This window comes from Gilliamella sp. LMG 34362 (assembly GCF_984569125.1).
This window is the reverse complement of the sequence record NZ_OZ474902.1, coordinates 818,986-832,742: the sequence shown is the minus strand read 5'-3', so window position 1 is coordinate 832,742 and position 13,757 is coordinate 818,986. Positions and strand designations below refer to the sequence as shown.

The following is a 13,757-nucleotide window of genomic DNA, read 5'->3' as shown; positions in this document are numbered from 1 at the left end:
TTTTATCTCTCATTCACGCTATAAGTGGGTTTAATTTATGATAAAATAGCTAAAATTTTAATTAAAATAGCTTTTAGGTACGTGTTTGAAAAAATTTAAAATTACTAGAAGACAGATTATTATTCAATTAATTCTATTAACATTAATAGGATTGTCTGTTTGTTTATTTTTATCACTTTTTACTTACAACCCATCGGATCCGGGGTGGTCACGTACGGCTTGGCATAATCCTATTAGCAATTTTGGTGGTTATATTGGTGCATATGCTGCTGATATCGTATTTCAATTTTTTGGACTGATTGCTTATAGTTTACCTATTATTATTATTTTCTTTTGCTTACAGTTAATGGGCTATTTTTATCGTCATAGTAATGAACCAATTAACTATTTCAGTGTTTCATTTCGAATTATTGGTATATTAGCTTTTGTACTTAGTTGTTGTGGTTTTTTTACCTTAAATATTCGTGACCCAGAACAATTCCAAGCCGGTGGTTATCTAGGCTCAATAGTTATTGAAAGTTTGTTACCAGTTATGAGCAGCTTAGTAACCTCTTTAGCTTTACTAGCAACAACCTTAGCTTGTGTTACATTATTGACTGGCTTTTCTTGGCTTTATCTATTTGAAAAAATCGGGGCGTTAGTTATGTTAATACTATCGCCAATAAAATGGTTATTTACGCCAGATAAAGTGACACAATCAGTTGAGCAAAATCAAAATGATGAAGCATCTATAGAAGAAAAAGAACCACAGATTGATTTACATCTTGATATGGATGGTAGTAGCCAAGATAGTCTTGAACTAACCAACTTGGCTACGAATACTGCAGAAATAGCCGCTAAAATAGATACGGAGAAAGCCGAATCAACAATAGATCCAGATCCGATTTCATTACAAAATGATGAAAAATTCATAAAAACGGCAGCACAATTATTACAAACGATCGAAGCTAACACTACAACTACAGACGAAACTCATGATGTAACTGAAAAGGTAAACAAAAAAGACCTTGATCCTGATGCAATATTAGCGCGAATGGAAACCATTTTAAAAAATATGAATGAAGGTGGTACAACTAATTCTACTAATTTGGCGGAATCTAATGAGCAAAAGGATAGTCAAGATATCATTCAACCATTCGAAGAAGATAAATACACGATTGCCGATGCGCCAAGTAAACCGTTATTTACTATGGAACATCATGAACCTGAAATAGATATAAATCATCCTACTTTTAATAACGAGAGTGTGATAGAACCAACTGTAATAAAACCAGTTGAGGATGAAATATCACTAAGCATTACCCCAGAATATAATCATTATCAAACCAATGATATTCCAGACAACTTTGAGATACCTGAGGATGTTGATATCTCACTTCTTAAACAAGAAAATCCTACTATAGATGATATTTATTTAAATGATGTTGCTATCGAAGAAACGACACAACCACTAATCTCTTTAACTCAAACGGCACCGATTATCGATGAAAATACCGAAGAAGATAATGAAGATGAGGGAGAAAGCTTAATTCATCCGTTATTACAACGTAATGATAAACCTTTACCCAAGCCAACTACCCCATTACCGTCGTTAAGTTTATTAACGCCACCACCAACGACACGAATTGAAGTTGATCATGTTGCCTTAAATGCAATGTCACAGCAAATTGAAAAAAGTTTATCGGATTATCGAGTAAAAGCACGCGTTGTTGATTATTTACCAGGACCAGTGATTACGAGGTTTGAAATTGAACTAGCTCCGGGTATCAAAGCTGCCAGAATATCAACACTGGATCGAGATTTAGCTCGTTCCTTATCTATGCCATCAGTGAGGGTTGTAGAAGTAATACCTGGTAAACCTTATGTCGGTATTGAATTACCTAATCAAAATCGACAAACCGTTTATTTCAGAGAAGTATTAGATAGTCCACAATTCAAAAACGCTCAATCTCCACTTACTGTCGTTTTAGGAAAAGACATTGCTGGACAATCGGTGGTTGCTGATTTAGCAAAAATGCCTCACTTATTAGTCGCAGGGACAACAGGTTCAGGGAAATCGGTTGGTGTTAATGCCATGATATTAAGCATTTTATACAAATCACAACCGGAAGATGTTAGGTTCATCATGATTGATCCTAAAATGTTAGAGCTCTCTATCTATGAAGGAATACCACACCTATTAACTCAAGTCGTCACCGATATGAAAGATGCGGCAAATGCGCTTAACTGGTGTGTGAATGAAATGGAAAAACGCTATCGATTAATGTCAGCGTTAGGGGTGCGTAACATTGCTGGTTTTAATGAGAAAATCAAGCTCGCTGAAGAGATGGGGCGACCAATTCCTGATCCACTTTGGAAACCAACCGATAGTATGGATCTAGAAATGCCGACGCTTGAAAAACTTCCATATATTGTGGTTATGGTTGATGAATTTGCCGATTTAATTATGGCTGTTGGTAAAAAAGTTGAAGAGTTAATTGCTCGACTAGCACAAAAAGCCCGAGCTGCAGGTATTCATTTGGTACTAGCAACTCAAAGACCTTCTGTTGATGTTATTACCGGTTTAATTAAAGCCAATATACCAACCCGTATTGCATTTACAGTTTCAAGTAAAATTGACTCACGAACCATTTTAGATCAAATGGGTGCGGAATCTCTGCTTGGTATGGGTGATATGCTCTATTTAGCACCTAATAGCTCTATTCCTGTTCGTGTTCATGGCGCTTTTGTCCGTGATGAAGAAGTTCATGCCGTCGTACAAGATTGGAAAGCCCGTGGTAAGCCTAAATATATTGAAAATGTAACAGTCTCCACCGACGATAGTGAAAGTGGTAGCTTTGATACTATTGATGAAGAACTTGATCCATTGTTTGATCAAGTGGTTTCTTTCGTCATTGAAACTCGTAGAGCATCAATATCCAGTGTCCAACGTAAATTTAGAATTGGTTATAACCGAGCCGCACGAATTGTGGAACAAATGGAAATGGAAGGCATTATAAGTGCACCTGCCCATAATGGTAATCGAGAAGTACTTGCTCAAGCATCTCATAATGATTATTAAGCTTAATTGTAAAGGCAGCCTATTCCATGAGTAATTATTTATCGCAAGTAATTAGCTTAGAATCGAAATTAATAAGTGAAAATTTTCTGAGCTCACCGACAATATTAGCGGTACAAGCATTAATTAGAGAGATCTGCTTATCACCCAAACCTGGATTGGTAGATATGAACAATAATGGCGCACATCACGATATGAGTTTTCAAACATTCATAACAAGTATTAATGCCATTTCAAATTGGTTTGAACGTTTTTATCATTATGGAAAACATAATGCCAACGTTGCAGCACCTGATTTTTTAGCAAATATTCGACCAATTGGCCTTGAATGTGAAACAGCAATGTTTAGTGCAACTAAACAGATTAATACGCATAAAGGTGGAATATTTGCCTTTGGTCTATTACTAAGTGCCATCGGTAAATTAGAGCAACTTAAATTACAGACAACTATTCCGATGATCTGTAATGAGGTAGCTAACATTTGCCACGGTATGGTTAATAACGAATTATCACAAAATAACCGCAGCCACTCAGTAGGAGAACGGCTTTTTAAACAACATAATCTTACTGGTGCAAGAGGCGAAGCTGAATCAGGATATACAACCGCACGTGAGATATCATTACCAATTTATCAAGACATGTTGAATAGTGGCTATGATGAAGAATCAGCCCTATTACAAGCAATGCTATACTTATTAGCTTACAATCAAGACACAAACCTAGTTTCTAGAGGAGGACTGGCCGGATTAGAATTCGTGCAAAATGAAGCAAGAGATTTAATCCAGCAAGGTGGCGTTTTGCATCCAAATGGACTAGAAATGATTGCTAAGTTAGATGACGAACTGATAAAACGCCACCTAAGTCCTGGTGGCTCAGCGGATCTTATCGCAGTTACATGGTTTTTATCTCATTATGCAGCTCAAAATTAACTAATTTTGCTTATAAAAGTTCTAATAAAAATTGATGGTTAAGCGGTAACCAATAAATTATTGATAAAAGCACCGTAACGATTGTCACGCCAGCTAAAGTAAAATAAACGGCCGTTATTAAGCATCATTTCAGGTTCATTCACTAACCCAAAATTAATAATGTAGTCATTCATTGTGTAAATATCCTAAGATAATCTAAATTAAAGCACTTCATACTTCAGTCTATCTCACACTTTATTTAATTACTAACTACGACGAGAACATTTTAATAACAGAAAAAATAAAAAATTAAATAATTATAACTAGAGTACTCATTATTGGATCGATAAAAGTATTGTAGTTGATAGCTATATTTCTGATCGAATTAAGCTAGGAAACAAAAGGTGATAATTAAAAAACAACCAACATAATCTTAATAATGATTAAAAAAGTAAGCGCTAACCAATATATAAGTAATAATTATCAATAAATTTATTACTATAAAATAAAGTATTTAATAAAGAATAATAGATATATTGCGCATACACAGAAAAAGAAAAAAGTTATTAAAATTTCTCTTAGCTTATTTGATTTATGCACTTTTATATACCAACAATTATCCTATTTACCAACATTTCTCATTAAATTATTTGGCAATAGTTAAGACAAACTTGTCTAAACTTATAAACTATGCTAGCTTGCAACCACTTCATAAAATGATAAAAATTAAATTTAATAGAAAAAAACAAATATTATCAATAATATTTATTTTTTTAATTAATATTAACGCAATGATTTTTAGTGTGTTTAGTTTTTTTCAACGTATAACCATTCTTTAAGTAATGGAGAAAATAATGGACTATCCCCAAATAGCCCAACAAATTTTACAATTGGTGGGCGGTAAAGAAAATATTATTAATTTTACCCACTGCTTTACTCGATTACGCTTCCAATTACACGATAACCAAACCGCTAATCGTGAAAAATTATTACAAACAGAAGGTGTAATTTCTGTTGTTGAAGGGAGTGGACAATATCAAGTGGTTTTAGGTAATAAAGTCACTAAAGTTTATGAGCAATTAGTCTCATTCATCGGTGATGTAAAACGAAATAATCAAACAGAACCTAAACTATCTTTAGCTGTAAAAATACTTAATGCTTTTGCCGCTATTTTCACACCAATTATTCCGGCTATCGCAGCATCAGGAATGCTAAAAGGAATTCTAGCTATTGCCGTTATGATTGGTAACTATTACTATCAGACTGATATTAAAAGCTATAACACCTATACTATTTTGCATGCGGCATCAGATGCAGTTTTCTATTTTATGCCAATTATATTAGGTTACACTGCGGCTAGAGTCTTCAAAGCTCATGAATTTATTTCCATGATTATTGGTGCTACTTTATGTTATCCATCAATCGTCAATTTAATGACCAGTAACACCGAGGTAACGCTGTTTGCAATCGAACTCACCAAAGCTAGTTACACATCAAGTGTTATACCTATTATATTAGCGGTGTTCATTTTAAGTTATGTACAAAGATTTCTAGATTATATTATTCCAGAAGTGTTAAAAATCATCATGGTGCCTACATGTTCATTGCTCGTCATGATTCCAGCTACATTACTTATTTTCGGCCCAATTGGTATCTATATCGGCGAATTTATAAACTGGGTCTATTACTACATTATGGGAGTTAGTCCTATCTTATTAGGTGCATTTATTGGTGGTGTATGGTGTATTTTAGTTATCTTTGGTGCCCACCGCGCTATCGTACCAATCGGCATTAATGATGTCGCCCAAACAGGACATCAAAGTTTACTTGCTTTTGCTGGTGCAGCTAATTTTTCACAAGCCGGCGCTGCTTTAGGTGTATTTTTTAAAACTAAAAATAAGAATCTAAAAACAGTTGCTGCTTCAGCGACAATAACCGCCTTATTCGGTATTTCCGAACCGGCTATTTATGGAGCAAATCTTAGATTGAAAAGACCAATGGTTTGTGCAGTTATATGTGGTGCACTCGCTGGTGGTTTAATGGGCTGGGGAGGTTCTTATGGAACCGCTTTTGCCAATCAAGGCATACTGACAATCCCGGTTTATGCTGAAGCCGGAACCAAAGCTTTCTTATGTTACTTAATTGGTATAGGTTTCGCTTTTTTTGGCTCATGCATTATGACGATGCTTGTTGGCTTTAACGATATCGCAAATGAAGAAGAGTCAAAGACAATTCAAACCTCATCTAGCCAACCATTAACAAATGATACAACCATTCTATCGCCAGTTGCCGGCGAAGTTATTGCGCTAAATCAAGTTAAAGATGAAGTATTTGCTTCAGGAGCGATGGGCAAAGGAGTAGCAATTTACCCTAAAGCTGGTGAAATCTTTGCCCCAGCAGATTGTACCATTACCGTACTCTACCCTACTTTACATGCAATTGGCCTAAAATTAGATAACGGTATTGAGCTACTGATCCATATTGGTATTGACACAGTTAACTTACAAGGTAAATATTTCCAGTCTTATGTAGAAACTGGTCAACATATTACTAAAGGAAGCAAAATTGTTTCCTTTAATATCGAAAAAATCGAACAACAATTTGATTTAACAACTTCGATTATTGTGGTTAATTCAGATCAATATAAACATATAGATTATTGTCAACTAACTCATGTTAGTAATAATGACAATTTATTATTTATTCAAGTTTAGAGGTTTAGTTATGAAAGCTTTTGCTAAGGATTTTTGGTGGGGAGCATCATCTTCTGCATTTCAAATTGAAGGTGGGTGGGATGCGGATGGGAAAGGAATGACCGTTGCCGATTACAATTCATTTCAACGCTCTACTATACAAGCCGACAGTAAAGTCGCCAGTGATTTTTATCATCATGTTGAAAGTGATATTGCGTTATTTAAAGAGTTAGGACTAAAAACTTATCGCTTTTCTATATCATGGGCGCGTATTATTCCCGATGGTGATGGTGAAATAAATCAAGCAGGCATTAATTTCTACAACAAAGTCATCAATGAATTAATCAAGAACGATATCATTCCGTTTATTACTCTTTATCATTTTGATTTACCATTCGCCTTAGTTGATAAATATAATGGTTGGCAAGATCGTCGTTGTGTTGATGCATTTAGACGTTATGCGCAAATATGTTATCAAGCATTCGGCGATCGAGTAAAACATTGGCAGATTAATAACGAACAAAATCTGATGATCCGTGTTAACGAAAGAATGAACATGTATAAAGTTGCGGCTCATGAGGTTGAAAAAGTGAGAGCTCAAATGGATTATCATATGTTTGTTGCTCATGCAATGGCAACCAATGACTGTCATGAACTAATTTCAGGTAGTAAAGTTGGGCCAGCGGTATCATCAACCATGACCTACCCTGCAAGTAACAAACCCATGGATGTTTGGGCGGCGAAAATGAATGACAATTTCAAAACCAACTATGCACTTGAAATGTACTGCTTTGGTGACTATCCTGGGTATTATAAAAATTACTTAAATCGTTGTGGTATCTATCCTATTACTCAATCAGAAGATGCGCAAATTTTAAAACAAGCTAAGCCAGATTTTATTGCCGTAAATTATTATCGGACATTAGTGGCTAGTTACCTACCAGAAGATGATAGCCATCCGTTTGGTAGCAAAGAAAAAGATATCGATTTTGATCTTTATGGTTATTTCAAGATCGAGAAAAATCCAAATTTGGTCGCCTCAACTTATGGTGCACAAATTGACCCTATGGGTCTAAGACTGGTATTAAATGAATATTATCGCCAATATCGTTTACCACTGATCATTACAGAAAATGGCTTAGGTACACCAGATATTTTAACTGCTGACAATAAAGTACATGATGATTATCGCATTGATTATATAAAATCGCATATCTTAGCTTGTCATGATGCGATTGAAGATGGTGTTGAGTTATTTGGATATTGTCCATGGTCAGTTATCGATTTACTAAGTTCACATCAAGGTTTCAAAAAACGTTATGGCTTTGTCTATGTCGATCGAGATGATCATGATTTAAAAACGCTTAATCGAATTAAAAAAGATAGTTTTTATTGGTATCAGCAAGTCATCAAAGATAACGGTATTAAATAATAATGCAAAACTAAACATGATGGGCGCTGAAAGGCCCATCATAATTTATTTAAATACTGCTAATTAACTAGATAAGTTACCTTATGTGCCTCTGTCGGTAATGGTACTTGCCATTTAGAAAGCATTTGAGTAATTTTCTTGTTTGGCAAGCTAGTATCTCGACTTGAATTACGTTGATATAATGTTTTTTCTGACTGCTCAAGATAAACAATTTCAACTTCGGCATGATAAGCATAAAGTAAATCCAATGCTTTTTCTCGCATATCTCGTGATAAGTGAGTAGCATTCCAAATAAATGACTGATTCTCTCTTAAGTATTGTTTTACCTTTGCTAATACAAATTGAATCACTAAACCTTCATTTTGACCATGCTTCAATTTAAGTTGATTACGAGCATCATCATATGATGCAACCGGTAAATTTGGATAGTATTTACTTATCCAGCTATTTTTACCTGATGCAGGCAACCCCGATAGTAAGATGACTTTAGGCCCTTTTTGAGGATATAACGCATAATCAGGTAACACATTGCTACCTCGAAAATATTGTATTCGCGTATAATCATCAATAAATTGCCGTGGTTGATATAAACACTCTTCTTCTAAAGCTAATTGTTTGAAGAGTTCAACTTCATCAACCATTCGAGCTTTATCAGCACTAATACGACCCAGTATATCTGCTTTAGCTTGCATACATAACATCCAAACAGGAAGTTGCCATGAAAGCCGATGAATTAACCATTGCGGTGATTTATAGTTATTATCATCACTTAAAGCATAAAATGGTATTTGATGCACTCGGATAATTCGACAAATTTTTTCCCGTAATTCAAAAGGAACGCCATTTCGCCATAATAATATTCGACTACTTATCTCGCCTTTTTGCGAATGTCGTGGTTGTGAAATTCGACCACTTATTTCATCAATAATTGTCGTTTCTGGTTTGGCAATATCATGTAATAAAGCAGTCATAAACAGTACAAACTTATCTTCATCAGAAGATGCTGCAAAATCATCTTGAGCAATTAAAGCCCTTAATACCATTTGAGTATGAATCCAAACATTTCCTTCACCATGATAAATCGGATCTTGTGGTGTAATAGTCAATTTATTCAACTCAGGAATACAGTCTAACCACTGGTCAAAGTTATCTTGGCTGATACTGTAGGCGATCTCTTGTTGTAACTGTGAATAACTCATAAATCACCTCCAAATACTAAGCCACTATTCCAATTTATTGTTAGTTGTGGCGAATAAAGCTCAACATTGTTAGCTAATTGATTAGGAATAAATGGTTGTTGTAAATGATGTTGCCCAGCATCTAATATAGCTTGCACAAAATCCTGCCTAACCCACTTCAAACGACCAGTTGTAGTATTTGCTGATTCGATTTTTAAATATAATCCTTCCATCAAATCAGAGTTATCACACTGTTGCCAAGCTTTGATTAAATCAAGCTTTTCTTGTGTGACAATTTTTTCAAAACAACTTCGCCAGTCAATTGTTTTAGCTAAAGAATTTTTCACGAGTGCTAATAAATCACTTAATTTTTCTGGTGCAATTCCCATAAACAATACCGGAACAGATAAAATAGGACCATCGGCCAATAATTCATGACGCTTTCGAGTCGATAAGAAACAATTATTATGCCTATCCCAAACATCAAATTCACAAAAATAATGTGGTAATGCATCATAAAAAATAGCGTGTTTTTTATGTAGCCACTCACCATACATAATATAGCGATCTTCTAAACGTTCAATTAACCAGCCTTCATGGACCGTTGCCCAATGTTTAAATAGATTAAATTGACGTTCGCGACTCCCTCCTATTAAGTAATGGCCACGTGATTGTAGTAATAGTTCACCACTTTCTGAAAAACTGATTGCACAGTTGGCCCCATCAAGTTTTTCTTCAACCACAATATATTGCCCTGCTAACTGATCGTAAGGTAGCTGTCCATGCTCACTATCGCCAAATTGTAAACGTGAACTTTGCAAATGTGGAGTTCGTGGGTATTTAATTAATTCTAAGTTTTGAATATAAGTTTCCATTGTCATTTTGTTTTCTCCAAAAAATTAGGGAAAACCGACAAGGCGAAGATCTATAGATTGAACTGCAACGTAGACGCTTTAGAAAAAGCTAAAAGACAATAAAATAGAAGATACCATGTCGGCATTAAGATAAAGTGTTAAATACAGGCATTTTGCCACCTCACAAAAAATATAAATATTAGATTAAAAAAACGGCGCCATTATCTTTTTCAGCAGATCTATTGTCAAGTGAAATTGGATTTTTTTATATATTTAATCAGTATTAAGATTCGACAAGATCACTATCATTGATAAATTTTGAGGTTTATATGGATGTCGAAATCGTATTATTCCCGATGACACAGTTAGCCGTTATTGAGCATTATGGCACGCCTGAGTTAAAACATGAATCAGTGAACAAACTCATAAAATGGCGACAAGAAAATCAGCTTTTAGATAATAAATATAGAAACTACGGCATTCATTATACCAATCCAAATCAACGCCGCCGGAACTACATCATGTCGATTTGGGTATCGCTATTGATGAACCTATTACTACTAACATTTATGGAGTAATAAATAAAACGATTCCCCAACTCCGCTGTGCAAAAACCAGAGATATTGGTTCGAGATATGATAATCAAGCTATTATTTATTTACTCAAACAATGGTTACCAAATAGCGGAGAAAAACTGGGAGATTTCCCCCCAATTTTTCATTATGTCAATGTTGGTCCGACCATTAAACTAGAACAGATGATAACGGATGTTTATTTACCGCTGTTAGACCATTGATATTCATTATTTAGGTGAATAATCAGCAGCAAAATAACGCTGACTAATTTGTGCTAGTTCACCACTACTAATAATTTTTTTGATACCTTCATTGATATCTTTGGTTAATTGTTCCCCTCTACTACTTTTACTAATTAAAAGATAACTAAATGGTGAAGCAATACGATCTTCATCTTCCTTACTTAGTTCAATTATTTTTAAATTGAGATGATGTTCACTAATATATTGCGATAACATTACTTTATCAATTAACTGAAAATCATATTGACCGCTTTCAACATGTTGTAAAACAGGTAATAAATCAGCTTCACTATAAACAATTTTGACAGGATTATTAGGGTTTTGCTGATTATAGGTTTCTAAAGCTGTAGCATAGTTTAGTCCAGGTGATACTTCTGTAGATTTTCCATTAAGATCACTAAAACGATTGATATTATTATTATTTTTAGCTACTGCGATTACATATTGATTTTTAAAGATTGGATCGGAATAAAAATACTTCTCCTTACGTTTTTCATTCATTGCATAATTATTAGCACCAACTTGATACCTTTGAGAATCAAGTCCTGCAAGTACCGATGGAAATTCTGTAATTTCAAAATTAATTTCATATTGTGGTTGTTTGGCAAATATGGCTTTAACCACATCGATATCATAGCCAGTCAGCTCTCCTTTATCATTGACTGTCGTAAAAGGACTTGGTGCGCCTGATGTTGCAATAACGATTTTTTCTACTTTAGTACTTTGGGTGTTTTTATTTTGATTATCACATCCAATCAGTGATAAAACAGCCAAGATCAAAAAGCTATACCATTTTTTTAGATTCATAACGCCGATCCTCTGTAGTTAAAATTAGTTAATATTATTAAAATGCTAGTCAATTAGGCTATCTAAATGAATCCCATTTCTTTCATTTGCTGCCGATGATCTGTTTGATATATGGCCATACCAGTTTTCATTAAATCAAAACCTAAGTTCTTATAAAATTCAACCGTTTGAGGATGTGTATAAAGAATAATATTACAATCCTTTACTTGTTCAATAAGCTTATCGACAATTAGCCTACCATATTGCTGACCATGTAAGTGTTTAGCCAAAGCAATGTTATAAATCGCTGCCTGACAAATTCCATCTGATAGTGCTCTACCCACCCCCACCACATGATTATTCTCCAATAAAAAAACTACCGCATAGCTTCTTTTAAAGACTTGTTCTTGAGTTATCGCATCGAACGAACTTAGGTCATAAAATGCCAGTAAATCAGCAACTTCTTGCCAATTAATATCATCACAGTGTTGTTGAATAATAATCCCCATTAGTACCTCATTTACTGATTAAATCTCATAATCCATTTGCATTGCTGAATAATATCTAGATAAAAAATCTTTTGTTCTTTGATGAACAGGATTTAAAAAAACTTGTTTAGGCGATCCATCTTCAATAATTTGCCCTTTATCTAAGAACAAAACTCGGCTGGCTATATCATGCACAAAACTCATTTCATGAGAAACTAATATCATCGTAATACCCGATTTTGCCGCCATTTTTATCGTTGCCAATACTTCGCCGACTAACTCAGGATCTAATGCAGAGGTAGGTTCATCAAGTAATAAAACCTTAGGATTCATGGCTAACGCTCTCGCAATAGCAACCCTTTGTTGTTGACCACCTGATAGTTGTTTTGGATAGTGGTTTACTCTATCAGCAAGACCAACTTCAACGAGTTTGTCGTAAGCAATTTTTTCAGCTTTCTCTCGAGAGTATTTTTTTACAATCAGTAACCCTTCCATAACATTTTCTAAAGCATTCTTTTGTGGAAAAAGATTAAACTGTTGAAAAACCATCGCTGTTTGTTGACGAAATTTAACAATTTGATCTCGTTTAGATTTACTGACATCAAACGACATGTTATCAATAGTGATATTACCAGCTTGAGGTTTTTCCAATAAATTTAAACAACGTAAAAGGGTCGATTTTCCTGCTCCCGATGCGCCAATAATTGCAACGATTTCATGTGGTTTAATAGCAAAATTAATTTGATTTAAAATGCAATTACCATGAAAAGATAAAGTGAGATTATTAACATGAATCATAGCCATTTCCCTCTTCGGTAACTTGGAGTATTTTTATCTTCACTAATCGTTAATCGGTTCTCTAAATATTTGACTAATAATTCAATTAATATGGTTAATGCCCAATAAATTAGAGCCAGTGAAATATAAACTTCAAAATAACGATAGCTATGACCAGCTAAAGTTTTACCTCTACCAGTCATTTCAGTTACCGAACAAACAAATGCCAGTGAAGTTCCTTTTAGTAATCCGATTAAAGTATTACCTAAGTTAGGCAGTGCAACTATAAATGCTTCAGGAATAACAATACGACGTAAAACTTGACTATATGTCATACCTAACGATTGTGCAGCTTCGATTTGCCCCTTATTTACAGATTGTAATGCGGCACGAATTGTTTCAGAGTTATAAGCTGCTTCATTAAAAGAAAAGGCTATCAATACAAACAATATTGCCGGAAGCCCATTAATATTAAAATCTGTATCAAAAAAGTAATTAACATAACGTAATAAAATTGGTAGGCCATAAAAACTTAAATAAAGTTGTACCAATAATGGGGTTCCTCTTATAAATGAAACAAATACCGCTGCTATTTGCGTTAATACCGGTATTTTATTCATTTTAATTATTGCAATAACTAGACCTAATATTACGCCAAGTAACATCGAAAAGATGGTGATAAAGAGTGTTACTGGCAAATAAGCCAGTAACGTCGGTATTTGGGTGAAAATCAATCCAAAATCAATAATATTTGGCATCTGCATTA

Annotated in this window: 13 protein-coding genes; 6 read left to right on the top strand and 7 right to left on the bottom strand. The window is 34.4% G+C overall.

What is annotated here, in order from left to right; all coding sequences use genetic code 11:
- The first annotated feature begins 85 nt into the window (after window positions 1–85).
- Both AC5LWZ_RS03925 and citG read left to right on the top strand, forming a co-directional pair.
- Window positions 86–3,061, top strand: coding sequence for a DNA translocase FtsK 4TM domain-containing protein (locus AC5LWZ_RS03925; RefSeq protein ID WP_493464003.1), 2,976 nt, complete (start codon window positions 86–88; stop codon window positions 3,059–3,061).
- Window positions 3,062–3,087: 26 nt separating this feature from the next.
- Window positions 3,088–3,987: a triphosphoribosyl-dephospho-CoA synthase CitG gene (citG, locus tag AC5LWZ_RS03920; protein WP_198201248.1), complete on the top strand. Its 900-nt coding sequence runs from the start codon at window positions 3,088–3,090 to the stop codon at window positions 3,985–3,987.
- Window positions 3,988–4,025: 38 nt separating this feature from the next.
- Here citG and AC5LWZ_RS03915 read toward each other — a convergent pair whose 3' ends face one another.
- The gene (locus tag AC5LWZ_RS03915; protein ID WP_255518885.1) at window positions 4,026–4,160 is read right to left on the bottom strand and encodes a hypothetical protein; all 135 of its coding nucleotides are present in this window, start codon (window positions 4,158–4,160) and stop codon (window positions 4,026–4,028) included.
- A gap of 660 nt (window positions 4,161–4,820) precedes the next feature.
- Between AC5LWZ_RS03915 and AC5LWZ_RS03910 the strand changes: the two genes are divergently transcribed.
- Both AC5LWZ_RS03910 and AC5LWZ_RS03905 read left to right on the top strand, forming a co-directional pair.
- Window positions 4,821–6,680 carry a beta-glucoside-specific PTS transporter subunit IIABC gene (locus AC5LWZ_RS03910; RefSeq protein ID WP_493464002.1) on the top strand — a complete coding sequence of 620 codons (1,860 nt, stop codon included), beginning with the start codon at window positions 4,821–4,823 and terminating at the stop codon, window positions 6,678–6,680.
- 10 nt (window positions 6,681–6,690) lie between these two features.
- Window positions 6,691–8,091 carry a glycoside hydrolase family 1 protein gene (locus AC5LWZ_RS03905; protein WP_493464001.1) on the top strand — a complete coding sequence of 467 codons (1,401 nt, stop codon included), beginning with the start codon at window positions 6,691–6,693 and terminating at the stop codon, window positions 8,089–8,091.
- 59 nt (window positions 8,092–8,150) lie between these two features.
- On the opposite strand, the gene AC5LWZ_RS03900 is transcribed toward AC5LWZ_RS03905, so the two are convergent.
- Together AC5LWZ_RS03900 and AC5LWZ_RS03895 are read right to left on the bottom strand one after the other, a co-directional pair.
- Entirely contained in the window at window positions 8,151–9,290 is a 1,140-nt protein-coding gene (locus AC5LWZ_RS03900) for an AAA family ATPase (RefSeq protein ID WP_294882644.1), read from the bottom strand.
- Entirely contained in the window at window positions 9,287–10,150 is an 864-nt protein-coding gene (locus AC5LWZ_RS03895; RefSeq protein WP_173795297.1) for an RNA ligase family protein, read from the bottom strand. Before AC5LWZ_RS03895 ends, AC5LWZ_RS03900 begins: the two co-directional genes overlap by 4 nt.
- Window positions 10,151–10,452: 302 nt before the next feature.
- On the opposite strand from AC5LWZ_RS03895, the gene AC5LWZ_RS03890 reads away from it, so the two are divergent.
- Together AC5LWZ_RS03890 and AC5LWZ_RS03885 are read left to right on the top strand one after the other, a co-directional pair.
- Window positions 10,453–10,701, top strand: a complete 249-nt coding sequence (locus AC5LWZ_RS03890) for a GyrI-like domain-containing protein (RefSeq protein ID WP_493464000.1) — start codon at window positions 10,453–10,455, stop codon at window positions 10,699–10,701.
- Window positions 10,653–10,919, top strand: a complete 267-nt coding sequence (locus AC5LWZ_RS03885) for a GyrI-like domain-containing protein (protein ID WP_493463999.1) — start codon at window positions 10,653–10,655, stop codon at window positions 10,917–10,919. Before AC5LWZ_RS03890 ends, AC5LWZ_RS03885 begins: the two co-directional genes overlap by 49 nt.
- A 6-nt stretch (window positions 10,920–10,925) precedes the next feature.
- Here the strand turns inward: AC5LWZ_RS03885 and AC5LWZ_RS03880 are convergent, their stop codons facing one another.
- The 4 genes from AC5LWZ_RS03880 to AC5LWZ_RS03865 all read right to left on the bottom strand — a co-directional run bounded on the left by AC5LWZ_RS03880 (window position 10,926) and on the right by AC5LWZ_RS03865 (window position 13,749).
- Window positions 10,926–11,747, bottom strand: coding sequence for a transporter substrate-binding domain-containing protein (locus AC5LWZ_RS03880; RefSeq protein WP_493463998.1), 822 nt, complete (start codon window positions 11,745–11,747; stop codon window positions 10,926–10,928).
- Window positions 11,748–11,809: 62 nt separating this feature from the next.
- Entirely contained in the window at window positions 11,810–12,235 is a 426-nt protein-coding gene (locus tag AC5LWZ_RS03875; protein ID WP_493463997.1) for a GNAT family N-acetyltransferase, read from the bottom strand.
- Between the two features lie 18 nt (window positions 12,236–12,253).
- The gene (locus AC5LWZ_RS03870) at window positions 12,254–13,012 is read right to left on the bottom strand and encodes an amino acid ABC transporter ATP-binding protein (protein ID WP_198201259.1); all 759 of its coding nucleotides are present in this window, start codon (window positions 13,010–13,012) and stop codon (window positions 12,254–12,256) included.
- Window positions 13,009–13,749, bottom strand: a complete 741-nt coding sequence (locus tag AC5LWZ_RS03865) for an amino acid ABC transporter permease (RefSeq protein ID WP_065613951.1) — start codon at window positions 13,747–13,749, stop codon at window positions 13,009–13,011. The genes AC5LWZ_RS03870 and AC5LWZ_RS03865 overlap by 4 nt, the downstream gene beginning before the upstream one ends.
- Between the last annotated feature and the right edge of the window lie 8 nt (window positions 13,750–13,757).